We start from the raw sequence: 23,477 nt of genomic DNA, 5'->3' as shown, positions 1-23,477 counted from the left end.
TATTCCCACGCTTAACCAACACTGATTTGGCGTGTATTTTGGAGCCTAAAATGAACAAAGCTGAACTCGTTGCTGCCATCGCGCACAAAAGTGAACTGACAAAAAAAGATGCTCAAGCGGCACTTTCAAGCTTGCAAAAAGTAATTACGAAATCGCTTTCTGAGGGCGATCAAGTACAAATTAATGGCTTTGGTACATTTGCACTAAGTTACTATCCAGCACGTACTGGGCGTAACCCGCAAACAGGCGCAGCAATTGAAATAGAAGGCGCAAATAAAGCGGTTTTTAAACCGGCTAAAGCGTTAAAGGATCTACTTTAAATAGCATTATTTAGCTTGGTCGTTGATTGAGCTTTCCTTGAAGTTATTAAACATAAAAATTGTGGGCTTTGCCCATCACGCTAACAAGTTGTGCGTCTACAAAAATAAACATAATGCTGAGCGTTAGTTGTAGGCGTTGAGCTTGCTCACCCGAGAAGCGCAGCTTCTAATTACTTAACCAACTATCATAAAAACTGCGTTTTTAAACGCCAACAAGTTGTGCGTCTACAAAAATAAACATAATGCTGAGCGTTAGTTGTAGGCGTCGAGCTTGCTCACGCGAGAAGCGAAGCTTCTAATTACTTAACCACCCACCATAAAAACTGCGTTTTTAAACGCCAACAAGTTGTGTGTCTACAAAAATAAACATAATGCTGAGCGTTAGTTGTAGGCGTTGAGCTTGCTCACGCTAGAAGCGCAGCTTCTAATTACTTAACCACCTATCATAAAAACTGCGTTTTAAACGCCAACAAGTTGTGCGTCTACAAAAATAAACATAATGCTGAGCGTTAGTTGTAGGCGTCGAGCTTGCTCACGCGAGAAGTGAAGCTTCTCTATTTTAATCATTGAGCTTCAAAGCTGTGTTTGATCTATGTAGTTTTTTCATCCCTTCTAAATGATTTACATGGCATCATAAACTCTATTCTAATTTACTCCTTTATTTTCAATTACTTGTTTTCGGCACGCATCATGCTTTTTAACTGTGTATTTTAAATATACCTTTTAAGAAAATAAGGAGATCTCAATGAGTACATTACAAACAAGCACACGTTTACAAGGCAAAAAAATTGCAATTTTAGCCACTGATGGATTTGAGCAAAGTGAGCTGTTATCTCCACGCAGCGCATTACTTGATGCCGGTGCAAACATCGAAATAGTATCAATTAAAGAAGGCCAAATTACGGGCTGGGATGAAGACAAGTGGGGCGATAAAGTAACAGTAGATAAACTAGTCACGAACGTAGATCCCGCTGACTATGACGCGCTTATGCTTCCTGGTGGTTTATTTAATCCAGACAGTTTACGCCAAGATAAAGATGCGAAAGCCTTTATTGATGGCTTTTTTGGCGCAGAAAAAAACAAACCCGTTGCTGCTATTTGCCATGCGCCGTGGTTGTTAGCTGAAATTAATAAATTGCGCGACCGCACCATTACCTCTTTTCCAAGTATTAAAAGCGATTTAATTAATGCAGGCGCTAATTGGGTTGACCAAGAAGTATGTGTAGATAAAGGTTTAGTAACAAGCCGTAGCCCAGCCGATTTAGTAGCATTTAATGCTAAATTTATTGAAGAGATTTTAGAGGGTAAACACCAAGCTCACTAATTTGCTTTTAAAAAACAAAAAAGGGCATTTAATTGCCCTTTTTTAATGCGTAAATTTACACTTTTTATAATGCGGTTGCGGCTTTCATTTCACTAACAAATGCTTTTAGCTGCGTTGTCATTGCGTCTAAATCGTTAAGGTTAGCTTCAATAATTTTAACTACAGCAGAGCCTGAAATAGCACCGGCTGCGCCTGCATTAAGAGCCGCTTTTACATCATCTGGCGTTGAAATACCAAACCCTAAAAGAGCAGGGGCGGCGTGGTATTCTTTTAGTTGAGTCACAATATTGCCCGCTGGCATTTGTGCTTTAGCGTCGGTACCGGTAACACCTGCGCGCGATAGTAAATACGTGTAACCACGACCGTAAGAGGCGCATTGGCGAAGTGTGTCGTCATCGGCATTTGGTGTTGCAATAAAAATTGGGTCTACACCGTTATCCATTGCTGACTTTCTGAACACTTTAGATTCATGTAGCGGTACATCAGCCACTAAAATTGAGTCTACGCCTACCGCTTTTGCATCTTTGTAAAATGCTTCTATACCGCGCTTAAACACAAGGTTTGAATACAGTAATAAACCAATTGGGATATCGGCATTATACTCTCGTATTTCTTTAATAATATCAAAGCAATCTTGTGTATTAATGTGCACATCGAGGGCCCGAATATTTGCTTTTTGTATTACTGGTCCATCTGCAATTGGGTCAGAAAAGGGAATACCAAGCTCAAGCGCATCAGCGCCGCCGTCAATTAGGCTTTTAATAATCGCAATACTTTGCGCTTTGCCTGGATCGCCAATTGTTACAAATGGTACAAATGCACCTTGTTTTTGCTCGTTAAGCGCTGCAAACATTTTGCCGTAACGATCCGTTTTTACTTGGCTCATAGCTGACCTCTTTCAGATAGTACATTGTGAACGTGTGCTAAATCTTTATCGCCACGACCACTTAAATTAATCACGATAACACTCTCCTCGGTTTGCTCTTCTGCATACTTAAGGGCATAAGCTAGCGCATGGCTTGATTCAAGTGCCGGAATAATCCCTTCGTTTTTAGCAAGCGATTGGAACGCATCTAGCGCTTCTGTATCTGTAATGCCAACGTATTGCGCACGACCAGTTTCGTGTAAAAATGCGTGCTGAGGACCAACCGCAGGGTAATCAAGACCTGCTGATACCGAGTAAGACTCTTCAATTTGACCGTCATCATTTTGCATAATGTACGTGTAAGTACCGTGTAATATGCCTTTAGTACCTTTACAAATTGTTGCACCGTGCTCATTTGTATCAAGACCTTTACCAGCAGGCTCAACACCAATTAATTTAACGCCTGGCTCGTCAATAAAGTCGGTAAACATACCAATTGCGTTTGAACCACCACCCACACAGGCAATAACAGCATCAGGTAAACGACCTTCGGCTTTAAGGACTTGTTGCTTGGCCTCTTCACCAATAATTTTTTGATACTCACGTACAATTGTTGGGAATGGGTGAGGACCCGCAGCAGTACCTAGTAGGTAATGCGCGTCTTGATAGTTTGCTGACCAGTCACGCAGCGCTTCATTTACGGCATCTTTTAATGTGCCAGAACCCGCTGTTACCGGAATAACCTCTGCGCCCATCAACTTCATTCTAAATACGTTAGGTTGCTGACGTTCAACGTCTTTTGCGCCCATATAAATACGACATTTTAAACCCAGTAGTGCACATGCAAGCGCGGTTGCAACGCCGTGTTGACCGGCACCGGTTTCAGCAATGACTTGTTTTTTACCCATACGCTTAGTAAGTAACGCTTGGCCAAGTACTTGATTCGTTTTATGTGCGCCGCCGTGTAGTAAGTCTTCACGCTTTAGATACAGTTTTACTTTTGGGTTTTTAACTAAATTGCGCGTTAAAGTAAGTGGCGTAGGACGACCCGCATACTCATTTAATAGTTTACTTAGCTCTGCCTGAAACTCAGGATCTTTTTGTGCTTTGTTAAATTCGTTTTCTAACTGCTTAAGTGCAGGGACAAGTAACTCGGGTACAAACATACCGCCAAACTCGCCAAAATAAGCTGGATTTTGCATTTTAACCTCAATAATTTCTGATGCTTGTAAAAGCATTATGTAATTTGTTAGGGCACTTTTTACCCGCAGATTCTTCAACGCCTGAGTTTAAATCAAGGCCTAAGGCACCTTTTAAAAGCGCATCTTTAATATTGTCTGGATTTAGGCCTCCAGCGAGCATAAATGGTGTGGTTGCATCGCTTAGCACTGACCAATCGAATGCTTTACCTGTACCGCCGGCTTGAGTATCGCTGTGCGTATCGTAAAGATGTCGCTCAACCCCATTTACAGGCGTTGGCAATACATCTTTTATTGCTTGGGCTTTCCAAATCTCGCAGCCGTTTGGTAACTGTGTACGCAACGTCGCAATGTAATCGTCACTTTCTTGTCCATGTAATTGAACTGCCGCTAATTTTAACACACTTGCGTATTGAGCAACTTGCTCAATGGGGGCATCTACAAATACACCCACAAAATTAAGTGGGGCACTTTGGCTTAGCTCTCTTGCGCAATCTAAATCGACATAGCGCGGCGATTTAGGGTGAAAAATTAAACCACCATAAACAGCACCATTTTGATATGCCGTGAGTACATCTTGGCTACGTGTTAAACCACATACTTTATTGTCACCTAAAATAACACGGCGACATGCTTGCTCTAAATTGCGCTCACTCATAAGCGAGCTGCCAATTAAAAAGCCATCACATAATGGAGCTAAACGTTTTACGTCTTGATGGGTGTAAATACCCGATTCCGAAATAACCACTTTATCTGCTGGAATAAGTTTGCGTAGCTTTTCGGTTGTGGCTAAATCGGTGCTTAAATCGCGTAAATCACGGTTATTAATACCAATAATTTGTGCATCAAGCGCAAGTGCACGGTGTACTTCTTCTTCATTACTTACTTCGGTTAATACCGACATATTAAGGATATCGGCAACAGCATGCAGTGCCTTATAGCTCTCGTCATCGAGTACCGAAAGCATCAGTAATATAGCGTCACCGCCATAAATACGCGCCATATATACTTGGTACTCATCTATAAAAAAGTCTTTACAGATAAGCGGTTGTTCTACTTGGCTGCGCACAAATTCAAGATAGTCAAAGCTGCCTTGAAAATATTTAGTATCAGTTAACACACTCATGCAGGTTGCATATTTTTTATAAACCGAGGTGATTTCGGTTAAATCAAATGGCTCTCTGATTAACCCTTTTGAAGGTGATGCCTTTTTACATTCTAAAATAAACTGCGTGCCTGGCGCTGCAAGTGCTTTATAAAAGCTTCGGCTTGTGGGCACCGCAAGGTGCTTGAAGCTTTCAAGCGGGCGAGCAGCTTTTCTCTCAATCAGCTCTAGTTTTTTATCAGCAACAATTTTGTCTAATACATTAGCCATTACTTACCTCAACAATTGCATTTAGTGTGTTCATGGCTTGCCCTGAACTTAATAATGTTTGTACTTGCTTTGCCCCTTCTTTTAACGTTTCTGCTTTACCTGTTAGGTATAAAAGGGCAGCTACGTTAACCACAATAGCCGCATTATGTGCATCTGTGCCTGAGCCTTGTAAAATAGCGAGGCTAGCATTTGCGTTGTATTGTGGGCCCTCACCAGCGAGTTGTTCAAGTGAATAGTTTGCAAGGTCAAAGTCGCCTGGGTTTAGTGTGTACTGCGTAATCTCGCCATTATTTAGCTCAACTACGGTTGTTGAGCCGTGTAGGGCAATTTCGTCAGTGCCCGAGCCGTGAACAATCATAGCGCGCTTTGTGCCCAATGTTTTAAGTGTTTGTGCCATTGGCATACATAACGCTTCGTTATACACACCTAACAATTGCACATCAGGTGCAGCTGGGTTAGCAAGGGGGCCTAAAATATTAAAAATGGTACGTGTTTTAAGCGCAGTACGTACGCCCATCGCATGGCGTACGCCACTGTGGTAGTGCGGTGCAAACAAAAAGGTAAAATAGGTCTGCTCAAGACATTTTGCTGCTTGCTCTGGGCTCATATCTATATTAATGCCCAGCGCTTTTAGTAAGTCGGCAGAGCCTGAATTACTCGATACACTGCGGTTACCATGTTTTACCATGTTAATACCGGCAGCAGCGGCAACTATGGCTGCAGTTGTGCTTATATTAATGGTGTTTGAACCATCGCCGCCAGTGCCGCAACTATCGGCAAGTTGCGTATTGCTGGTAGTAAAAGCAACGGCGTTTTGGCGCATTGAAGCCGCAGCGCCTGCAATTTCGTCGCTTACTTCGCCTTTAATTTTAAGGCTTATAAGTAGGGCGGTTAGCTCAATTTCACTCATATTACCTTGCATTATTTCATCAAACAGTGCTTTGGCGTCTGCGTAGCTTAATGATTGCCCTGTAATTAGTTGTTCAATAGCGTGTTGAACATTTATGGGTTGTTCTGGTTGTGTACTCATAATGTCCTCTTTTATTTAGCGCGTGTTAAGTAAGCGACACTTTGCTGAAGTAGCATTGCGCCGTTTGGCGTCAGTATTGATTCTGGATGAAACTGATAACCCAATGCGTTGTCATCATGATGATAAATAGCCATAGGGATATCTTCATACTGGGCAATAACCTTTATATTATCAGGCACTTTTGTTGCCATTAATGAATGGTAACGTGCTACAGGCATTGTATTGCCCATACCATCAAATACAGGATGTTCGCCTAATTTAATAATTGAAGACTTACCATGTACGGTTTCACCCGCGTGACCGATTACTCCACCGTAACTTTGTGTTAATGCTTGTTGGCCTAAACAAATGCCTAGCATTGGGAAGTGGCCTTTAGAGAGCTCGATAAGCTCCATTAAACAGCCTGCATCGCTTGGTGTGCCAGGACCTGGTGAAAGTACTAATAGCACTTGTTCTTGCTCTTGGCGCATTTTATTAAAAATAACCTCAGCGCTAATGTTGTTTCTGTAAACAACGAGTTCGCAGCCAAGCATCGTTAGCTCATCAACTAAGTTATATGTGAATGAGTCAAAGTTATCTAAAAAATAGATTTTAATAGGATTCGCTTTACTCATTTTATACCGCCTTATACGTAGATTTTATGGCGGTGATAACCGCTTGTGCTTTAGCGCGAGTTTCGCTTGCTTCTGAAATAGGATCTGAGTCAAACACCACACCTGCACCTGCTTGCACGTAGGCTATGTTATTTTTAACAAAAGCTGAGCGAATAACAATACAGCTATCCATTGCGCCATCACCGGTTAAGTAACCAACAGCGCCGCCATAACTGCCACGGCGTTTCCCTTCTGTTTGACGTACAAGCTCAGCAGCACGTACTTTTGGTGCACCAACAAGGGTGCCCATGTTCATACACGCTTGGTAAGCATGCAGTGCATCAAGCTCGGGTTTTAATGTGCCAACAACGCGTGATACTAAATGCATTACCTGTGAATAGCGGTCTACTTTTAATAACTCTTTGGCAAAACGCGTACCTGCAACACTGATGCGGGCTACGTCGTTACGTGCTAAATCAACGAGCATTAAATGCTCGGCGCGCTCTTTTTGATCGTTTCTTAGTTCCAACTCAATGCGGCTGTCTAGGTCTGGGTTTATTTGCCCGTTAGTAAATTTGCCGCGCGCTCGAGTGCCAGCAATTGGGTATACTTCTACTTGCTGATTACTTACGTCGTACTTAAGTGCTGACTCTGGGGATGCACCAAATAATGCAAAGTCCTCATCGCGCATATAAAACATATACGGGCTTGGGTTTTGCTTTTTAAGCTGGCTGTAAGCATGCAAAGCGTCAGGACAAGGTAGTGAAAATGTACGCGACGGCACTACCTGAAAAATATCACCATCTACAATATTCTTTTTAAGCTTTACTACTTGCTCGCAATAAGTGTCATCGTCTATATCAACACTAACCTCACATTGGCCGCTTTGTATTGGTGCGCTAAACTCTGCTGCGTTATCGCAAAGTGTATTTAATCGCTCAAGCTCTTTACCTACTTCAAAGCAGTTAGCGTGTACGTCTGGGCCATTAAATACATTACCAATGAGCTCAGTTGTTTGCTTTTGATGATCAATAACAACTAACGTTTCGGCTAAATAAAACACGTAATCTGGGCAGGTGTTTTCACCATCAGGTACATCACTTAATTGCTCAAAGTTTGCTACCATATCGTAGGCAAATACACCGCCTAAAAATAACGAAAATGGATTGTTAGTTGTGCTTTTAATACTGTTAATACAAGTACGAAGGGCGCTAAATGCATTATCTGCAATTAGTTTACTTGCTTCGTCAGTATCGCCGCTAGTGTCTAAATAACAAAGGGTAAGTGTTGCGCCGTCTAAAGTGGCGTCACAGCTTTTAACATTTGCTTGCAAGTAGCTCAGCAGCTGTTGCCCATTATTAGATTGAGCAGTAATAGTGACTGTTTTACCTTGGCATACGATGCGCAGTGCACAGTCGACTAAAATTAAACTTTTTACACTGTCTTTAGAATCAATCTCAGCCGATTCAAGCAGTAGTGAGTTAGGCTTATCAAGTGCCGCGTATACTGCAAGAGGACTACTAATATAGTCGCGTACTTGCGTTATGCTTGTTACTTCGCCTGGTGTGGTAGTTATATGACTAAAAATCAAACCTCATTCCCTCAAAAAATTAAACCCCGCAATGCTTTAGCAATGCGGGGTTTGAATAACGATATCTAAATTACAAACAGATCATTACCGTCCCGCTATATCAGGCGCCACCACCAACGATGTGTATGAGTAAGACCGTTATTCATGTTTTTCTGCCTCAAAATTTATTAAATATTTTTAACGTAAACATTTCGTAAAATTTAGTTATAAAAAAACCCGCATAGTTGCGGGTTTTGAATTTTTGCTAGACACGACAATTCATCACCCGAAAATTACGAGTGCCACCACCAAATAGTGTTTAAGTTTGAATTGATCATTATTGTTAATTCTTAATGTGTCTTAAAGTGGCTACAGTAAAACGTATCTTATGCTTTTGTGTCAAGTGTTTATTTAAAACAATTTAGTCAAAAAAGTTGTTATACTTGCATAAACACCAGTAACCCTTAATTTTAAGCAGTTTTCTTTTGATAAAATACGATTTACATAGTCATACCACACATTCAGACGGGCGTTTAACGGTTGAAGAATTATTGCATCGCGCTGTTGATAAAAATATTGATGTGTTTGCTATTACCGATCACGACACTGTGGCGGCTATTAAGCCTGCGCAGCAATTTATTGAAGCAGAAAACTTACCGCTTTCATTAATAACGGGTACCGAAGTGTCTACCAAATGGGAAAGCTTCGAAATTCATATTGTAGGTTTAAATATTGATATTAATAATATTGACCTTACCTCTTTATTATCAGCTCAGCAGCAAAAGCGAGAAGATAGAGCACTAGAGATTGGTGTTCGCCTTGCAAAAAATGGCTTTGATGGCATATACGAGCAAGCTAAAGAGCTGGCAAAAGACGCGCAAATTACACGAGCACATTTTGCACGCGCCCTTATTGAGCGCGGTGTAGCTAAAAATTTTCCAGGTGTTTTTAAAAAGTACTTAGGGCGTGGAAAAACAGGCTACGTGCCAAGTTGCTGGTGCACTATGCAAACCGCTATAGAGGCAATACATGCCGCTGGTGGTGTTGCGGTACTTGCGCACCCAAGTAGCTATCAAATGTCAAACAAGTGGCTACGCAAATTATTAGTAGAATTTAAAAGTGCAGGGGGGGACGCAATGGAAGTTGCGCAACCTCAACAAGCGCCAAGCGAGCGTCAATTTTTAGGTGAACTTAGCCGAGAGTACGGATTGCTTTGCTCACAAGGATCTGATTTTCATTTTCCGACAAGCTATCTAGAGCTTGGTAAAAATTTATACCTACCAAAAGATTGCCAAGGTGTTTGGCAAGTTTGGGAAGGACAAGAAGGGGCATTAACATGAGTCAATTATTTCATATTCATCCTGATAACCCGCAACCAAGACTGATTAGTCAAGCTGTTGATATTATTAAACAAGGCGGCGTTGTTGTTTACCCAACAGATTCGGGCTACGCCATCGGTTGTAACATTGGTAATAAGCAAGCCAAAGAGCGCATAGAGCGCATTCGTGATATAGATAAAAACGATAACTTTACGCTTGTTTGTCGAGATTTATCGGAGCTATCTACTTACGCACGTGTAGATAATCAGTTATTCAGACTTATTAAAAATAATACGCCAGGGCCTTATACCTTTATTTTTAAAGGCACAAAAGAAGTCCCTAAACGTTTATTAAACGACAAGAAAAAAACCATTGGCATGCGTGTCATTGAACACCCAATTGCGTGTGCGTTGCTTGCCGAGCTTGGCGAGCCGCTAATGTCGTGTTCACTAATTTTACCAGGGCAGCAGTTTACTGAATCCGATCCTGATGAAATTCTAGAGCGATTAGATAAACACGTTGATTTAATTATTCACGGTGGTTACTTAGCAGAGCAAGCGACTACAGTAATAGATTTATCAGAAGATGAAGTTAAAATATTACGTGTTGGTTGTGGTGATACAAGCCCATTTGAGTTGTAAGTAGTGAGCGAAAGTACTGCCGATACAAAAAATAGTGAAAAGCCAGTACAGCAAAAGCTGCCACTGGCTTTTTTGCATGGTAAAGCAGTTGTAGATAAACCTGAAGATTTATACATTCCACCCGATGCGCTCGAAATTATATTAGAAACCTTTGAAGGCCCACTCGATTTACTGCTTTATTTAATTAAAAAGCATAAGCTTGATGTGCTCGAACTTTCTATATTTAGTATTACAGAGCAGTATGTAAGTTACGTTGAAATGATGACCGAGTTTCAACTCGAACTTGCCGGTGAATATTTAGTTATGGCTGCGTTACTTGCACAAATTAAATCACGCTTATTACTCCCTGTACACGAAGAGCTTGAAGAAGAGGAAGATCCTCGCGCTGAGCTTATTAAACGCCTGCAAGAATATGAGCTGTTTAAAAAAGCTGCCGAAAATATCGATGATATTCCTCGTGTTGGGCGTGACATTTTTATAGCACATGCCGCGATGCCAACCAGTGAAGACACAAGCCAAAATCTCCCCGATATTGAACTTAAAGACTTAATGCTGGCGCTGAGTGATGTAATGGCGCGTGCAAAAACCTTTGAACATCATCAAATTACTGCCGAAGTACTTTCAACCCGAGAGCGGATGAGTCAAATACTACAGCAACTATCGCAAGCAAACTCAGCGGTGGTATTTAATGCGCTTTTTACGCCAAATGAAGGGCGAAGTGGTGTGGTGGTTAGTTTTATAGCCATGCTTGAGCTCATTAAAGAAGGGCTTGTTACCTGTTTGCAAGTAAGCCCTGAGAGCTTGATTTATGTCAGCTTAAGCGAGCAATCCACCCTATAAACTTATCAGTTTAATCCTCTCATACCAACCGGCATGAATATTTGAGCAATTTAACGAATTAAATTGCACTATTACGTCGTTAAAAATTTTTATTTAGAACAATTAGATACAAAAATTTCTGCCTCGTCCTAGCGTAATTTTCTTAACTTTGAATAGACCCCATATACAAGCAGATTGGTATTATTTGCAAAACTGACTTTAAATAATAAAGTTCTGTGCGTATACGCACGTAAAGTGTTTGTAAATGTTATTTTCATTTATGGCTATGCACTATATTGTATCGCCATAGCATTATAGGAAGTTACACATGTTTAAAAATACACCTTCATCTTACGGACTTGTCGCCATTATTTTACATTGGCTCATGGCGCTGACTATGTTTGGCCTGTTTGGCTTAGGTTTATATATGGTCGAACTTACTTATTACGACAGTTGGTATAAAGGTTCGCTCGACCTACATAAAAGTATTGGTATTACACTTGTGGCCGTATTTTTATTTAGAATTGTATGGCGTGCTTTATCTACACAGCCTAAACCATTAGGTGAAAGTAAAGGCATCAACCAATTAGCGCATACGGCGCATATTGCCATGTATATTATAGTGGCTGTTATTGTTACTGCTGGGTACTTAATATCGACCGCAGACGGGCGACCAATTGAAGTTTTTACCTTGTTTAATATTCCGGCGTTTGATTTTGCTTTTGACAGCCAAGCCGATATTGCAGGAAAAGTACATTATTACAGTGCATGTGTTTTAATCGGTTTTGTAGTATTGCATGCACTTGGGGCGTTAAAACATCACTTTATCGACAAAGATAAAACCTTACTAAGAATGATCAAACCATAAAGGATGATTAAAATGAAAAAATTACTATTAAGCACGGCAGTCTCTGCGGCAATGATACTTTCGGCAACAGCCGCCAATGCAGCTGATTATGTTGTTGATACAAAGGGTGCTCACGCGTTTGTAAACTTTAAAATTAAACATTTAGGCTACAGCTGGTTGCATGGTCGCTTTAATACATTTGATGGTAAATTTAATTACGATGCTAAAAATCCTAATGCGTCGCAAATTATGGTTAACATTGATACTACAAGCCTAGATTCGAATCATGCTGAGCGTGATAAGCATTTACGCGGTAAAGACTTTTTAAATGTTGATAAGTACCCAACAGCAACCTTTAAAAGCACAAGTATTAAATTTGAAAGTGATTCTGGCGAAGTGACGGGTGACTTTACGTTACATGGGATCACTAAAACGATTACTTTCGAAATCGAAAAAATTGGTGAAGGTAACGATCCATGGGGTGGTTATCGTGTAGGTTTTGAAGGTGAAACGAGTTTAAAGCTTGCCGATTACGGTATTGATTACAACTTAGGGCCAGCATCTACGCATGTAGATATAGGTTTATTTATAGAAGGGATTCGTCAGTAATATCGTTATTAAATAAAAAACGCCACTTGTGTGGCGTTTTTTGCTTAGCAGAAACTCAAATTAAGCGGCTTTAACTCCGCTTATTTTGTGCCATTTATACGTGATTGCAATAGCGGCCTTAAATGCTCAGGTAACCAACGCATAAGCACGTCATTATAAGCTTGCGTTTTTTTAATTACTTTAAGTCGCTCATTAAGGATCGTTATATCCTTCGCACCTTGTTCATTCTTAGTGCAGCCAATAAAACCATAACTTAAAGCTGGTGATTCTATGAGTGCACGCTGCGTTAAATTTTTATCAAAATGCATCGACTTAGCTAGATAGTAATGCTCACTTGGGTAACCCAATAAAATATCGATTCGTTTTAAATTCAGCATGTAAGTGAGGCTTGCTAGGCTGTCGCGAGTAGGTCTTATTACTAAATCTATATCAGGGGTTGTATTTATAATGGTATCAATTTCTTTACCGTATGAGCGACTCATTGAAACACCCAGCGTCAGCTTTTTATCACGTATTAAGTTTAACAACGACACCTCAGTGGCATTAGGCAGTTCAAGTGCATCAGCCAGTTTATTATGCATGGCAATTGAAGGTGATAAGCCTGTTGTTGAGCTTTCATCAGTGAAGTAAATATGCTCTTTTCTGTAATCATTTTTATAAAGCGATAATGCACAGACGTTTTGGGAGATATTTGATAGCTCTTGAATTACTTTACCTGAAGGTATGATGACCCGGTTAAAAGTAATAGTGGGTAATTGCTTTTCAAGAAGGGAGATTATGCTTTCGTCACGGCCTTGGTGTTGGTACTGGCCGTTTAAAATATAATAAGGTGCAAAGTCGTGCGTTAACCAATTAATGGTTTTAGCATTAGCTACGGGGCTTAAATAACTAAATAATATAAAGGTTAAAAATATACGAGGCATTAACGCGGCAACCAATAGTTATTATCCTAAGACCATTGTAACCACTAAAGTGTTAAAAAGTAAAATGCCAGCAACGAGGCTGGCAAAATATTTTTAGTAATTGCGGATAAAAGACAATTAATGTTTTTGTTTAACTGGCTTTTAGCCACTTAACAAATTGGCGCGCATCACTCGCTTTTTGAAATAATGCATTTTTTAAACCTTGTGTATCACTGAAGATCACACGATGTTTGTTTACTGAAATTGATTGCACTGGATGTGCAATTTGGATCATAGACCCATTATATTTATAAGACATAATAAAACTCACTTTATTCTTGTTATTTATTCTGCGCTATATTTTTATAGCAAAATGCAGTGAATAAATAAACGATGTTGTGTTTAGCTTCATTACAGTGTTGACGATCTTTATGACACTTTTGCGATGATAGTAAAATTCATCTCGGTATTATTTAAGGGGTTCTCGCCGTACAATAACTTAGCTTTCAAATATACGTTTTGCGGGGCTTACTGGATCAGGGTAAATGGTTAACCGCGGTGGTTTATTTAAACCAGAGAGGGAAGGTAACTTAAATATATGTTTAGCACAAGTAATTTATGCGGTATTATTTATAATAAATCTTATCAACTGCTTACAAAGCCAATTTTTAGTTAATAAAGGATAAGTATGAATTACCTGATTGTGAGTGATATTTTTGGTTTAAGCACTGCTTTAGTGCAGTTATCAAACGAAGTTAGTGCGAATGTATCGATTGTGGACCCTTACAACAGTAAATTTCAAGCCATTGAAAGTGAACAAGATAATTACAATAACTTTATTGAACAATGTGGGCATGATAAATATACAGCCAAACTTCATAAATGCTTTAATGAGCTCAAAGTTCCTACAACCTGTATTGCATTTAGCGCTGGAGCAAGTGCTGCATGGCGGGCGCAGTTATTAACAGGCAATACACACCTTAAAAAGCTAATTGGATTTTATCCATCGCAAATCCGTAATTATTTAGCGTTAGGTGCAAACGTGCCGTGTGAGTTTATTTTCCCTAAACGCGAAGTACATTTTAATGTTGATGAAATCATTTCAAGATTAAGTGATAAAGCTAGCGTAGAGTGTAACAAAGTAGACTATTTACATGGTTTTATGAATCGGCACTCGCCCAATTTTGATGAACAAGGATACCGCGATTTTTGTAGTTACTTAAAAAGTAGTGCTACAACTGATTAAGCTGTGATTTTGTAATTGTGGGAAAGTCAGTACGGCTATTGTACTTTACGTATAGGTTTGAAAATACACTACTTTTAGATAGTTTATCGAGATTTTTTATAAACGTTTTAGCATCAGAACGTGAGGCCTTACAACATACTTGATACGCTTTGATTACATGTGCAACTGTTTTTCCTTGCTTTTGCAGTGCTAAATCAGCTTCTACAAAAAAAGCAGCGCCTGTCCAGTAAACACGTTGCTGGGCACGCTGCCTCCACATATCGGCAGAAAGCTTATCAAGCGGTTGATTTTTAGTCCTAGTTTGCAAGCGTGCGCGGTCAAATCCTGCATTTAATCGCTGTACAAACTGTGGCTGGGTAATTATACCGCTATCACGCATTATCACGTTTTGCATATAACTGGCAAAACCTTCACTTAGCCAAAACCCTGAATAAGGCAATAGTGGTAAATATAAGTGTGCAAGCTCATGATACAGCGTCCAATCTTTAGTAAATGCTTTTAAACTGGCGTAGCGATCTATATGTAGCTCAAGCCCATCAGGATTATTACGTTTAACAGTGGCCCAAGGCACTGGCTCAAAAGCAAAGTATTGCGGTTTTAAATAAATAGGCAAGATACTTTGTTGTAAAGGGCCCAAGGTGTTTTTTGTTTTTTCAACACTTTGATTAACCCAAGTCGATACCGTTTTTTGGCCGTTATTTGAGAGCGAGCTGAGGTTATGTATTACTACTTCAATGGCCAGCGAGTTAAAAGCGATTATTGATAACAGTAATACTAAAAAGAGTTTCATTAACGTGCTCCGCTTTAATTTAATAGCTAATACGATAAGGCTAACTAAACAAGACCAACCCATGACGTAAATAGTCACAGTTAATTTATTATTTTTTAAAGTGATAGTAACTATAAAAGTACATATACAGACACACCTTAGTTAACATGCTTTAATCGTGTTTATAAAAATTTGTAGGTGTTAGCAATGCAGTACCAACATATAAATGTGCCAGAGCAAGGTCAAAATATAATAATAGACGGCCATGGGCAATGGCATATCCCGCCTGAACCTATTATTGCTTATATAGATGGTGATGGGGTGGGCTTAGATGTTATGCCTGTAATGCGCCATGTTGTGGATAGCGCCATTACTCACTGCTATAAAAAGGATAGGAAAATTCATTGGATGCAGGTTTACAATGGTGAACAAGCAGCTAAATTATATGATGGTGATTGGTTCCCACAAGAAACAATTAATGCAGTACGTGCTTGTAAAATCGCTATAAAAGGACCATTAACAACCCCGCTGGGTGGTGGCTTTCGTTCACTCAATGTAGCGCTCCGGCAAGAAATGGATTTGTTTGTAAATATGCGGGCAATTAAAGGCTTTAGTGCGCTCCCATCCCCTCTAAAAAATCCTTTTTTAACTAATATAACTGTACTGCGAGATAGCAGCGAAGATGTGTATTCAGGCATTGAATGGCAAGCCGGCAGTGTTGAAAGTGAAAAGATGCTCGATTTTTTATGTGAAGAAATGGGGGTAACGCGCTTACGATTTACACAAGAATGCGGCATTGGTATTAAAAACATATCAAAAGAAGGCTCTGAACGTTTAATTCGTTATGCTATAAACTATGCTCTTAACAATAACAGCGACTCATTGACCATTGTGCACAAGGGGAATGTACTTAAATTTACTGATGGTGCATTTAAACGTTGGGGGTTTGCGCTGGCTAAAAAAGAGTTTAATGCGACAAATCATCAAAATGGTCGTTGGTTACAAATAGAGCGAGCAGGGTACGCGCCTCTAGTTATTAAAGAAGTAATAGCAGATAACATGCTGCAGCAATGTTTAATGCACCCAGAGCAGTTTGATGTAATAGCAACGACCAATCAAAACGGCGACTTTTTAGCAGATATGCTAAGCGCCCAAGTTGGCGGTGTTGGCATAATGCCGGCAGCTAATTTAAATAATGAAGTGGCTTTTTTTGAACCCACTCATGGTACGTTCGAGCGAATTGCTGGGCAAAATAAAGCGAACCCGAGCAGTAGTATTTTAAGTGCAGTATTAATGCTTAAGTTTATGGGCTGGAAAGAGGCCGCATTACTAATAGAAAATGCGTTAGAGCAAACATTTAAAAGCGGTGAAGTAACCTTTGATTTAATAAAAGAGCACACCGATAACTCAAGTCTTCATAACTCGACAACCTTAACGTGTACAGAGTTTGCGCAAAAGGTTATCGAGCATTTTTAAACACAACCATTATTAAGCTGCTGATGCATTAGCAAGTTGTAAACTGTGCATGCAAGGGCGGTTAGTTAATTGTGCAGCGCGGTGGTATAAGGCATGTGCGCTTGGCTCATCACAATGTGTACCGCTAAGTGTATCCATTAATGCAACAACAATAATGGCAGGTACTTGGCAGCAGTATTCATCAAGAACGGCTTCTGTTGTTTGTGCATCTACATGACAGTGCGGATGATTTTGTTGCTGATATGCATTTAACAGTGTACTGACTTCAAGTGTGTCATTTGCTTGATGCTTATTTTTACGGCACGTACACCCAAACTCATCTACAAGTGTTGCTAATGCTTGATAAACCTCAGTAGTTTTTAAAGTTGCTGTTGTGCACAGCTGCTCTTCAATGAACTGATGTAAGTTAGCATCAATGAATAATCCATCTTGTCGTGTGAAAGTTGCTGTCGTTGGCATAATAATTACTCTTAGTTTGTTGGCTTAACTTCACTCTAGCGCTAAGTGTATTATTAATGAAATTGTTGTTTTCAATAACTGATATTGATTTGATCAATATTAAGCTAAAGTGGTCTTAACTTTCCGTAATTGCTGCTCATCAACACGCCCTAATAGACATCGCAATTTTTTCAATACCATGTGAAGGAGTCCATCTTTTATATTCCATGAAACCATGTTTTTTATATAAATTGATTGCTGGTGTATTAGCAACTGCCGTCTCGACTATTGCCCGTGAAACCGGTGTTATTGCTAACACACTTTCTAATAATTTATGTGCGATGCCTTTTCTAAAATAATCAGGATCAACAGTTAGGCTACATATATCTAAACAGTCATTTTTTATATCGTTAACGGTACGTGATAATGGAGGGAAGTCAAGCACATCAATAAGTTGAGCTTCAATAGTATAAGCGCGTTGAAATGTTGTAAAAATCGCTTTTGCAATACGGTCATTGGTATTATCGAGTTTATTTATCATTAACGGAGACCTTTTAAGTGCTGTAGAACTATGGAGATTGAATGTGCAGCATTGAGTGATTATGCACCAAGTAATCTTAAGTGCTTGATTTTTTTATAGCGTAATGACATAGAGATACAATGCGCTAGTTCTTTATAAGGTACAGCTTGGTTAATTTTAAATACAATGGCACGATTACCCTCGTATATAAAAGTATCGCCGTAGAGCTCTTTAAACGTATCTACGAGTGATGTTTTACAGTTGAAATAAATAAAATACTGCTCAGGGTATTTATTTTTCCAATCAATCCTAATGGTACTGCCAATTTTAGAAATGTAACTAGGCTCCCCCCATTTTAATGTTTCTGTTATATCAGAAATTTCGTCATGCTTGGCAACTTCAAAAATAAGATCACGTAGCGCATTAAGTAAAATGCTCACGTCAATGGGGTAAGTACTAAATTTGTTCTGTACGATTATGTCCATTTAATCATCCAATTTAAATACAATGAGGTTTATAAATTACCCATTGTTTATTTTATTAAAACAACAAGTATAGAGAAGTACCTATTTTGATTCAATTTTAACGTGTATACCACTGTTTCGCTTATTTAAGATAATAATTTTGTAGCTAAGAACTTCACTCCAAGCCTTCAAACTAATGACATAACAAAGATTAACGAGCGCTTATACGGTCGGTCATTTTTACTTTAGTCAGCTGATACATAGATTGTCACCGTTATGGCTCCACCAATTTCAGCTAACTTTGAGATCGAGCTTTGACTCAACGATGATTGAAATGCTCTTGGCAAAGAGCCTGCTTCAAACCCAAAGTCGAATATCCGTTTTATACACCCATCCCAAATAGCTCTCAGGTTAGGTGGTAGAGACATAATCAATTGGTGATATTTATCAACGATATCGTTTTCTGTATCTTCAGACGTTTCGAAAGAACCACGCCAAGTGCCTTCAATCTCTTCGAGTCGAAATATCATAACTTCTTCGCCCCAAAAATGGACAATTGGACGAATATCCTCCTTTGATTCAATATCTAGATCTATATTTAAGAAATGAATTTCGCTCATTACTAGTGCCTGTTTATCTTTCGAGGTTAAATTTGCAGCAGACTGTTTGGTATTTAGGTAAGGCAGAGCCTATGTAGTTTGGTTATTCCCCATAAATAGGCGATAACGCAGCATAAATGCCAAACATGCGCTGCCCATAGGGTTCTTTCTAGGGACGATTAACTCTTTGTTGCCTACATGAATGTAGATAAGGGGCGTGAGCAGGACGCGGAAGCTTTGCTCTATTTTTACTTAGCCCACTAGGTTACAAACCTCGCGCCGCGATTCAATCGTCCCTCGATTGAACAAATTTCAATCCTGAAAGGTCAACAGGCCCTAGGCTTTATGTTGGGTAATACTGTTACTATTTTATAATTTTTACGGAATAACGCAAAGGATTTATTATTCTAAATATTGCTTATAACATGCGAATTAGTTTATTTTTATCATCTATCTGCAATTGTTTTAGCAAACGCTAATAACTCACGTCTTAGCCATTGATGTGCTGGTGCGTGGTGAAGCAGTGGGCTCCATATCATTTTCACCTCAATAGGCACTATTTGAAAAGGAACTTGGCTTATTACTAGGTTTGTATGTGTAGTGAGTAATTTAGCTTGGCGGCGTGGAAGGGTAGCAATAAGCTGCTCTGATTGGCAAAGGAGGCCTGCAATCATGTAGTGGCGTGTAAAAACGCGTATTTTACGGGTTTGCTCGAGTTGCCAAAGAGCTTCGTCTACCCAACCGAGTTTTTGTTTTCCCGATTTATTAGTAACAGCGGCTTCAGGCCCCCAACCTGCACGGTTTACCCAAATATGTTCTTTCTCTAAGTAATCGTCTAAACCTGACTGTTGTAAAAAGGTATTTTTAGGGTGGGATAAGCAACAGTAATTATCGCGCCATACGCTGGCTTGATGAAACGAGCGAGGCAGCCCATTAAAGCGATTTATGGCTAAATCGATAGTGCCTTTTTCCATATCTTGCAGATTTACGTCACTTGGGCTTAATACATCAAAATTGATACCTAGGTTTTTACTAAGTTGCGCGGTTATAAAAGGGGCTATTAAGGTCGACTCTATATAGTCGTTTGCCATTATTCTAAACGTAATGTTAGCGGTTGCAGGGTTAAATTGCTCGCTAGGTTGAGTAATAGCCTCAGCCATTTTTAATAGGGCCTCTACTTCAGGTTTTAACGCAATTGCTTTTGTCGTTGGTGTCATTGAACCTGCAGCACGCACCAGTAGTGGATCGTCAAATAAATCGCGTAAACGCTTTAATGCGTTACTCATAGCAGGTTGCGTAAGCGCGAGCTTGTTAGCCGCTTTCGAAACACTTTTTTCATCAATGAGTACATTTAAGTATACTAACAAGTTGAGGTCGACGTTTCTTATATTCATATGATCAATTTAAGTTATATGCTTTATTAATTATCTAAATTAAAGCCTGCTTGCTAAGGTGTAAACAATTAATAAAAAATAACCGCCATAACTGGCATCAATATAAGTACTGTATTTATGCAAAACATGTTAATAGAACAACCTAATAATGCGCTGCAACATGTTATAGCTACAAAACTTGCGCGGTCAGTTTTTGCTGGGTTTGAAGCCATGTTTTCGCAATTTTTAAATATTACACTGGGTGCACAAAGCCGTTTTGAACAACAAAAATATCACGATGCACAAAGCGCTATGCGTGAGCGTTTACAAGTGTATGAGCGCGAAGTGAAAAACGTAAGTGAAGCGGTGCGGGTTATTGCTTACGCTGAACTTACTTGTTCGCAAACGTGGCAGTTAGCTAAAAATATTTACGGTGATATGGTGCAAAATCATGAAAACAAACCCATTGCACATACCTTTTTTAATTCTACTTTTGGTGCAATTTGGGACGATAAAAAAATTCGCACCGTACATTTATTTGTATTGAAAGCAAAGTATCGCAGCGAGCCACGTTCCTTTGAGAGCTTAGTGAGTAGAGTATCACTACAAAAAGGGTTCAATAGCGCCGTTAAAACGCTTATTACTAATCAAGTATTTAGAGTGCCGTTTAATCATTTAGAGCGTGATGTAGCCACATTACACAGTACGTTAATGCAAGGCGCGCAGCAGCAATGCAAACAGGTGTACGAACTTATAAATTTAAATGATGGCTATATTGAATACGCTAATTCATTATTTTTCAGAAATAAAGCCTGTTATTTAATTGGGCGTTGCATAGCTAAAAATGGCGATAATATGCCTTTTGCCATCGCTATTTTGAATACCGATAACGGATTAAAAATAGATGCTGTAATGATGGGCGCCGATCAATTAAGTCTATTATTTGGCTTTGCACGCGCCTATTTTATGGTTGATACCGACCAGCCCGCCCGCTACGTAGATTACTTAAGTGTATTAATGCCGCACAAACAACGCTTTGAGTTATTTAACGCTATCGGTTTTATTAAACACGCTAAAACGGAATTTTATCGTTATAAAGTTGATACGACTAAAAACAGCCCAGTAAACCTTAAATACACAACAGCACCTGGTACGCCAGGTATGGTGATGCTGGTTTTTACAATTGCAGGCTCAGACTATGTTTACAAAGTCATTAAAGATAAATTTAGCGCACCAAAAACAGCTACCAAGGCGCAAGTAAAAGAAAAATATAACTTTGTAAAGCAAGCTGACCGCGTTGGGCGCTTGGTAGACACGCACGAATTTAGGTATTTAGCGTTTGATTTAAGCCGTTTTAGCGATGAACTGCTTGAGCAGATGAGAAGCCAAATTGGTACCAGCATGATTATATCGGGCAAGGCACTTATTTTAAAACACGTGTATGTTGAACGTAAAATGACCCCGCTTAATTTATACATTAATCACTGTGATAACAAAGCTCTAGAGCAGGTAATGATTGATTACGGTAAAGCAATTAAAGAGTTAGCCGGCGCTAATATATTCCCAGGCGATATGTTAATGAAAAATTTTGGTGTAACACGTTGGGGCCGGATTGTATTTTATGATTTTGACGAGATTTGCCCACTGACTGAGTGTAACTTTAGAGAAGTACCGCAAACACAAAATAGCCTTGAAGAGCTAAGCACTAGTTCGTATTTTGATATAGACGAAAACGATATTTTCCCGAGTCAGTTCAAGGTGTTTTTTAGTGCAAACGACAGCGCATTTAAGTACTTTAATAGCCATCATAATAATCTGTTTTCAGCTGGGTTTTGGCAAAGCTGTCAGCAACAAATACACCAAGGCTATTTACCTGATGTTTATCCTTATAAACAAAGCTGGCGCTTTTGAGGTTGTTTGGATCTGTGTTCATCCCCATCTATAAGCTATTACAGTTTTTACATGTGGAGCAACAATGAAATATATTTCTCATGAAGATAGCAATCTTGCATTTGCACAAACCAACAAGCCGGTTTTAAAAAGCCACGAAGTGCTAGTTAAAGTGGCAGCGATTGGTGTTAACCGTGCAGACTGTATGCAGCGACAAGGTAAATACCCAGCACCAGCAGGAGACAGTCTAATTTTAGGACTTGAGTGTGCCGGTACAATTATCGAGCTTGGCAAAGAGGTAGAAAAAACTTGGCTAAATAAGCGTATATTTACGTTATGTGCTGGTGGTGCTTACAGTGAATATGTAGCCGTTGATGCAAAGCAGCTGATGGAATTGCCAGATGATGTAACAATGGCTGAGGGCGCTGCAGCAATTCAAATGGCTAAAAGCGCTGGAGCTACCGTGGTCATTACCGCTGGTACGGATGATAAATGCCAACACGCAAAAGAGCTCGGTGTCGATCATGCAATTAACTACAAAACCACTGACTTTGTAGAATATATGCAAGCAAATAATCTCACAGCAAATGCAATTGTAGATCCTGTTTCGGGGAGTTACTTAAATAAAAACGCCACTATTGCAGCGATGGATTGTCAAATTGTAATGTTGGCATTTTTAGATGGACGCTTTGTAGAAGTCGATTTTGCAACGCTTTTACAAAAGCGTATTTCGTTCCATGCCTCAACACTTCGTAATCGTAGCATTGAGTTTAAACGTAATTTACGTGATGATTTTGTAGCGCGTTTTTACAGCGAGCTAGCCGATAAAAAATATGACTTTAACGTATATAAAACTCTACCTTGGGGCGATGCAAACGAAGCTCATGCTATTTTAGAGCGTAACGAAAATGCGGGTAAAGTGGTTTTACTTGTAGAGTAACTCTTTAATTTTAGGGTTTAGCCCATATACTAAGTCCTATAAAAAACACTTAAGGTTTAATAATGAATCCAATACTAGCAATACTTAAAGAGCACAATGTAAGCGACGAAAAAGTAAAAGCATTGTTTGAAGCGTTTACTCAAAACCCAATGATGGCAATGGCACTTGTTCAAGAGCTTGGTATTCCACCAGAAAAACTACAGCAACTAATGGCAGTCGTAATGACACAGCCACACTTAATTAAAGAAGCAACCGACGAACTAGGTTTAGATTTTGAAAAGGTAAAAGAAGCAAAAGAAAAACTAAATCAGTAACGAGTAAACGTTTAGCCAAGGTCGATAGTAAGTAA

At 39.5% G+C, this 23,477-nt stretch carries 26 protein-coding genes; 12 read left to right on the top strand and 14 right to left on the bottom strand.

Annotated features, from left to right (window positions below; all coding sequences use genetic code 11):
• The first annotated feature begins 50 nt into the window (after window positions 1-50).
• Both ACJJVZ_RS12455 and ACJJVZ_RS12450 read left to right on the top strand, forming a co-directional pair.
• Complete coding sequence (locus ACJJVZ_RS12455) at window positions 51-320, top strand: HU family DNA-binding protein (RefSeq protein WP_077538106.1); 270 nt, start codon at window positions 51-53, stop codon at window positions 318-320.
• A gap of 745 nt (window positions 321-1,065) precedes the next feature.
• Window positions 1,066-1,644, top strand: coding sequence for a type 1 glutamine amidotransferase domain-containing protein (locus ACJJVZ_RS12450; protein WP_405600864.1), 579 nt, complete (start codon window positions 1,066-1,068; stop codon window positions 1,642-1,644).
• A 64-nt stretch (window positions 1,645-1,708) separates the two neighbouring features.
• Here ACJJVZ_RS12450 and trpA read toward each other — a convergent pair whose 3' ends face one another.
• From trpA to ACJJVZ_RS12420, 6 genes are read right to left on the bottom strand one after another with little or no spacing between them, the layout of a single operon-like run.
• Window positions 1,709-2,530 carry a tryptophan synthase subunit alpha gene (gene trpA, locus ACJJVZ_RS12445; RefSeq protein ID WP_405600861.1) on the bottom strand — a complete coding sequence of 274 codons (822 nt, stop codon included), beginning with the start codon at window positions 2,528-2,530 and terminating at the stop codon, window positions 1,709-1,711.
• Window positions 2,527-3,711 carry a tryptophan synthase subunit beta gene (gene trpB, locus ACJJVZ_RS12440; protein ID WP_170071055.1) on the bottom strand — a complete coding sequence of 395 codons (1,185 nt, stop codon included), beginning with the start codon at window positions 3,709-3,711 and terminating at the stop codon, window positions 2,527-2,529. Before trpB ends, trpA begins: the two co-directional genes overlap by 4 nt.
• A gap of 7 nt (window positions 3,712-3,718) precedes the next feature.
• Window positions 3,719-5,083 carry a bifunctional indole-3-glycerol-phosphate synthase TrpC/phosphoribosylanthranilate isomerase TrpF gene (gene trpCF, locus ACJJVZ_RS12435; RefSeq protein WP_405600857.1) on the bottom strand — a complete coding sequence of 455 codons (1,365 nt, stop codon included), beginning with the start codon at window positions 5,081-5,083 and terminating at the stop codon, window positions 3,719-3,721.
• Complete coding sequence (gene trpD, locus ACJJVZ_RS12430; protein ID WP_405600855.1) at window positions 5,076-6,113, bottom strand: anthranilate phosphoribosyltransferase; 1,038 nt, start codon at window positions 6,111-6,113, stop codon at window positions 5,076-5,078. Before trpD ends, trpCF begins: the two co-directional genes overlap by 8 nt.
• An 11-nt stretch (window positions 6,114-6,124) precedes the next feature.
• Complete coding sequence (locus tag ACJJVZ_RS12425; RefSeq protein WP_405600853.1) at window positions 6,125-6,727, bottom strand: aminodeoxychorismate/anthranilate synthase component II; 603 nt, start codon at window positions 6,725-6,727, stop codon at window positions 6,125-6,127.
• 1 nt (window position 6,728) lies between these two features.
• The gene (locus ACJJVZ_RS12420; RefSeq protein WP_405600850.1) at window positions 6,729-8,297 is read right to left on the bottom strand and encodes an anthranilate synthase component 1; all 1,569 of its coding nucleotides are present in this window, start codon (window positions 8,295-8,297) and stop codon (window positions 6,729-6,731) included.
• Between the two features lie 464 nt (window positions 8,298-8,761).
• Between ACJJVZ_RS12420 and ACJJVZ_RS12415 the strand changes: the two genes are divergently transcribed.
• The 5 genes from ACJJVZ_RS12415 (at window position 8,762) to ACJJVZ_RS12395 (ending at window position 12,511) form a co-directional block, all read left to right on the top strand.
• Window positions 8,762-9,616, top strand: coding sequence for a PHP domain-containing protein (locus ACJJVZ_RS12415; RefSeq protein ID WP_405600847.1), 855 nt, complete (start codon window positions 8,762-8,764; stop codon window positions 9,614-9,616).
• Window positions 9,613-10,236: an L-threonylcarbamoyladenylate synthase gene (locus ACJJVZ_RS12410; RefSeq protein WP_077538098.1), complete on the top strand. Its 624-nt coding sequence runs from the start codon at window positions 9,613-9,615 to the stop codon at window positions 10,234-10,236. Before ACJJVZ_RS12415 ends, ACJJVZ_RS12410 begins: the two co-directional genes overlap by 4 nt.
• A gap of 3 nt (window positions 10,237-10,239) precedes the next feature.
• Window positions 10,240-11,076 carry a segregation and condensation protein A gene (locus tag ACJJVZ_RS12405; protein ID WP_405600845.1) on the top strand — a complete coding sequence of 279 codons (837 nt, stop codon included), beginning with the start codon at window positions 10,240-10,242 and terminating at the stop codon, window positions 11,074-11,076.
• A 307-nt stretch (window positions 11,077-11,383) separates the two neighbouring features.
• A complete protein-coding gene (locus ACJJVZ_RS12400) occupies window positions 11,384-11,923 on the top strand; it encodes a cytochrome b (protein ID WP_405600843.1) in 540 nt (179 codons plus the stop codon).
• 12 nt (window positions 11,924-11,935) lie between these two features.
• Entirely contained in the window at window positions 11,936-12,511 is a 576-nt protein-coding gene (locus tag ACJJVZ_RS12395) for a YceI family protein (protein WP_282131702.1), read from the top strand.
• Window positions 12,512-12,591: 80 nt separating this feature from the next.
• On the opposite strand, the gene ACJJVZ_RS12390 is transcribed toward ACJJVZ_RS12395, so the two are convergent.
• Together ACJJVZ_RS12390 and ACJJVZ_RS12385 are read right to left on the bottom strand one after the other, a co-directional pair.
• On the bottom strand, window positions 12,592-13,434 hold the full coding sequence (locus ACJJVZ_RS12390) for a transporter substrate-binding domain-containing protein (protein ID WP_193155514.1): 843 nt from the start codon (window positions 13,432-13,434) through the stop codon (window positions 12,592-12,594).
• A gap of 130 nt (window positions 13,435-13,564) precedes the next feature.
• A complete protein-coding gene (locus ACJJVZ_RS12385; protein WP_007375427.1) occupies window positions 13,565-13,732 on the bottom strand; it encodes a hypothetical protein in 168 nt (55 codons plus the stop codon).
• A gap of 369 nt (window positions 13,733-14,101) precedes the next feature.
• Between ACJJVZ_RS12385 and ACJJVZ_RS12380 the strand changes: the two genes are divergently transcribed.
• Window positions 14,102-14,659: a hypothetical protein gene (locus ACJJVZ_RS12380; RefSeq protein ID WP_405600840.1), complete on the top strand. Its 558-nt coding sequence runs from the start codon at window positions 14,102-14,104 to the stop codon at window positions 14,657-14,659.
• Here the strand turns inward: ACJJVZ_RS12380 and ACJJVZ_RS12375 are convergent.
• The gene (locus ACJJVZ_RS12375) at window positions 14,646-15,449 is read right to left on the bottom strand and encodes a hypothetical protein (protein WP_405600838.1); all 804 of its coding nucleotides are present in this window, start codon (window positions 15,447-15,449) and stop codon (window positions 14,646-14,648) included. The genes ACJJVZ_RS12380 and ACJJVZ_RS12375 overlap by 14 nt on opposite strands.
• 186 nt (window positions 15,450-15,635) lie before the next feature.
• Between ACJJVZ_RS12375 and icd the strand changes: the two genes are divergently transcribed.
• The gene (icd, locus tag ACJJVZ_RS12370; protein WP_405600836.1) at window positions 15,636-16,904 is read left to right on the top strand and encodes an NADP-dependent isocitrate dehydrogenase; all 1,269 of its coding nucleotides are present in this window, start codon (window positions 15,636-15,638) and stop codon (window positions 16,902-16,904) included.
• A 12-nt stretch (window positions 16,905-16,916) separates the two neighbouring features.
• On the opposite strand, the gene ACJJVZ_RS12365 is transcribed toward icd, so the two are convergent.
• The 5 genes from ACJJVZ_RS12365 to ACJJVZ_RS12345 all read right to left on the bottom strand — a co-directional run bounded on the left by ACJJVZ_RS12365 (window position 16,917) and on the right by ACJJVZ_RS12345 (window position 20,319).
• Window positions 16,917-17,363, bottom strand: a complete 447-nt coding sequence (locus ACJJVZ_RS12365) for a hypothetical protein (RefSeq protein ID WP_273048994.1) — start codon at window positions 17,361-17,363, stop codon at window positions 16,917-16,919.
• 139 nt (window positions 17,364-17,502) lie between these two features.
• On the bottom strand, window positions 17,503-17,883 hold the full coding sequence (locus tag ACJJVZ_RS12360) for a GNAT family N-acetyltransferase (RefSeq protein WP_405600833.1): 381 nt from the start codon (window positions 17,881-17,883) through the stop codon (window positions 17,503-17,505).
• A 59-nt stretch (window positions 17,884-17,942) separates the two neighbouring features.
• Complete coding sequence (locus tag ACJJVZ_RS12355) at window positions 17,943-18,347, bottom strand: DUF1801 domain-containing protein (RefSeq protein WP_405600830.1); 405 nt, start codon at window positions 18,345-18,347, stop codon at window positions 17,943-17,945.
• 224 nt (window positions 18,348-18,571) lie between these two features.
• Window positions 18,572-18,946, bottom strand: a complete 375-nt coding sequence (locus ACJJVZ_RS12350; protein ID WP_405600828.1) for a hypothetical protein — start codon at window positions 18,944-18,946, stop codon at window positions 18,572-18,574.
• A gap of 425 nt (window positions 18,947-19,371) precedes the next feature.
• On the bottom strand, window positions 19,372-20,319 hold the full coding sequence (locus tag ACJJVZ_RS12345; RefSeq protein WP_405600825.1) for a LysR family transcriptional regulator: 948 nt from the start codon (window positions 20,317-20,319) through the stop codon (window positions 19,372-19,374).
• Window positions 20,320-20,436: 117 nt separating this feature from the next.
• On the opposite strand from ACJJVZ_RS12345, the gene aceK reads away from it, so the two are divergent.
• From aceK to ACJJVZ_RS12330, 3 genes are all read left to right on the top strand, one after another.
• Entirely contained in the window at window positions 20,437-22,209 is a 1,773-nt protein-coding gene (gene aceK, locus ACJJVZ_RS12340; RefSeq protein WP_405600822.1) for a bifunctional isocitrate dehydrogenase kinase/phosphatase, read from the top strand.
• Between the two features lie 64 nt (window positions 22,210-22,273).
• On the top strand, window positions 22,274-23,128 hold the full coding sequence (locus ACJJVZ_RS12335) for a zinc-binding dehydrogenase (RefSeq protein ID WP_405600819.1): 855 nt from the start codon (window positions 22,274-22,276) through the stop codon (window positions 23,126-23,128).
• Between the two features lie 62 nt (window positions 23,129-23,190).
• Window positions 23,191-23,442, top strand: coding sequence for a DUF2999 family protein (locus ACJJVZ_RS12330; RefSeq protein ID WP_007582532.1), 252 nt, complete (start codon window positions 23,191-23,193; stop codon window positions 23,440-23,442).
• Window positions 23,443-23,477: the final 35 nt, after the last annotated feature.

Origin of the sequence: Pseudoalteromonas sp. Ld19, assembly GCF_045064135.1 — a bacterium.
Lineage (GTDB): Bacteria > Pseudomonadota > Gammaproteobacteria > Enterobacterales > Alteromonadaceae > Pseudoalteromonas > Pseudoalteromonas aliena.
The sequence above is the reverse complement of the archived record's forward strand: the minus strand, read 5'-3'. Positions and strand labels throughout refer to the sequence as shown.

Coding starts and splice junctions, on each gene's coding strand:
- ACJJVZ_RS12455 (WP_077538106.1), top strand. CDS start 51: ATGAACAAAGCTGAACTCGTTGCTGCCATCGCGCACAAAAGTGAACTG.
- ACJJVZ_RS12450 (WP_405600864.1), top strand. CDS start 1,066: ATGAGTACATTACAAACAAGCACACGTTTACAAGGCAAAAAAATTGCA.
- trpA (WP_405600861.1), bottom strand. CDS start 2,530: ATGAGCCAAGTAAAAACGGATCGTTACGGCAAAATGTTTGCAGCGCTT.
- trpB (WP_170071055.1), bottom strand. CDS start 3,711: ATGCAAAATCCAGCTTATTTTGGCGAGTTTGGCGGTATGTTTGTACCC.
- trpCF (WP_405600857.1), bottom strand. CDS start 5,083: ATGGCTAATGTATTAGACAAAATTGTTGCTGATAAAAAACTAGAGCTG.
- trpD (WP_405600855.1), bottom strand. CDS start 6,113: ATGAGTACACAACCAGAACAACCCATAAATGTTCAACACGCTATTGAA.
- ACJJVZ_RS12425 (WP_405600853.1), bottom strand. CDS start 6,727: ATGAGTAAAGCGAATCCTATTAAAATCTATTTTTTAGATAACTTTGAC.
- ACJJVZ_RS12410 (WP_077538098.1), top strand. CDS start 9,613: ATGAGTCAATTATTTCATATTCATCCTGATAACCCGCAACCAAGACTG.
- ACJJVZ_RS12400 (WP_405600843.1), top strand. CDS start 11,384: ATGTTTAAAAATACACCTTCATCTTACGGACTTGTCGCCATTATTTTA.
- ACJJVZ_RS12395 (WP_282131702.1), top strand. CDS start 11,936: ATGAAAAAATTACTATTAAGCACGGCAGTCTCTGCGGCAATGATACTT.
- ACJJVZ_RS12390 (WP_193155514.1), bottom strand. CDS start 13,434: ATGCCTCGTATATTTTTAACCTTTATATTATTTAGTTATTTAAGCCCC.
- ACJJVZ_RS12385 (WP_007375427.1), bottom strand. CDS start 13,732: ATGTCTTATAAATATAATGGGTCTATGATCCAAATTGCACATCCAGTG.
- ACJJVZ_RS12380 (WP_405600840.1), top strand. CDS start 14,102: ATGAATTACCTGATTGTGAGTGATATTTTTGGTTTAAGCACTGCTTTA.
- ACJJVZ_RS12375 (WP_405600838.1), bottom strand. CDS start 15,449: ATGAAACTCTTTTTAGTATTACTGTTATCAATAATCGCTTTTAACTCG.
- icd (WP_405600836.1), top strand. CDS start 15,636: ATGCAGTACCAACATATAAATGTGCCAGAGCAAGGTCAAAATATAATA.
- ACJJVZ_RS12365 (WP_273048994.1), bottom strand. CDS start 17,363: ATGCCAACGACAGCAACTTTCACACGACAAGATGGATTATTCATTGAT.
- ACJJVZ_RS12360 (WP_405600833.1), bottom strand. CDS start 17,883: ATGATAAATAAACTCGATAATACCAATGACCGTATTGCAAAAGCGATT.
- ACJJVZ_RS12355 (WP_405600830.1), bottom strand. CDS start 18,347: ATGGACATAATCGTACAGAACAAATTTAGTACTTACCCCATTGACGTG.
- ACJJVZ_RS12350 (WP_405600828.1), bottom strand. CDS start 18,946: ATGAGCGAAATTCATTTCTTAAATATAGATCTAGATATTGAATCAAAG.
- ACJJVZ_RS12345 (WP_405600825.1), bottom strand. CDS start 20,319: ATGAATATAAGAAACGTCGACCTCAACTTGTTAGTATACTTAAATGTA.
- aceK (WP_405600822.1), top strand. CDS start 20,437: ATGCAAAACATGTTAATAGAACAACCTAATAATGCGCTGCAACATGTT.
- ACJJVZ_RS12335 (WP_405600819.1), top strand. CDS start 22,274: ATGAAATATATTTCTCATGAAGATAGCAATCTTGCATTTGCACAAACC.
- ACJJVZ_RS12330 (WP_007582532.1), top strand. CDS start 23,191: ATGAATCCAATACTAGCAATACTTAAAGAGCACAATGTAAGCGACGAA.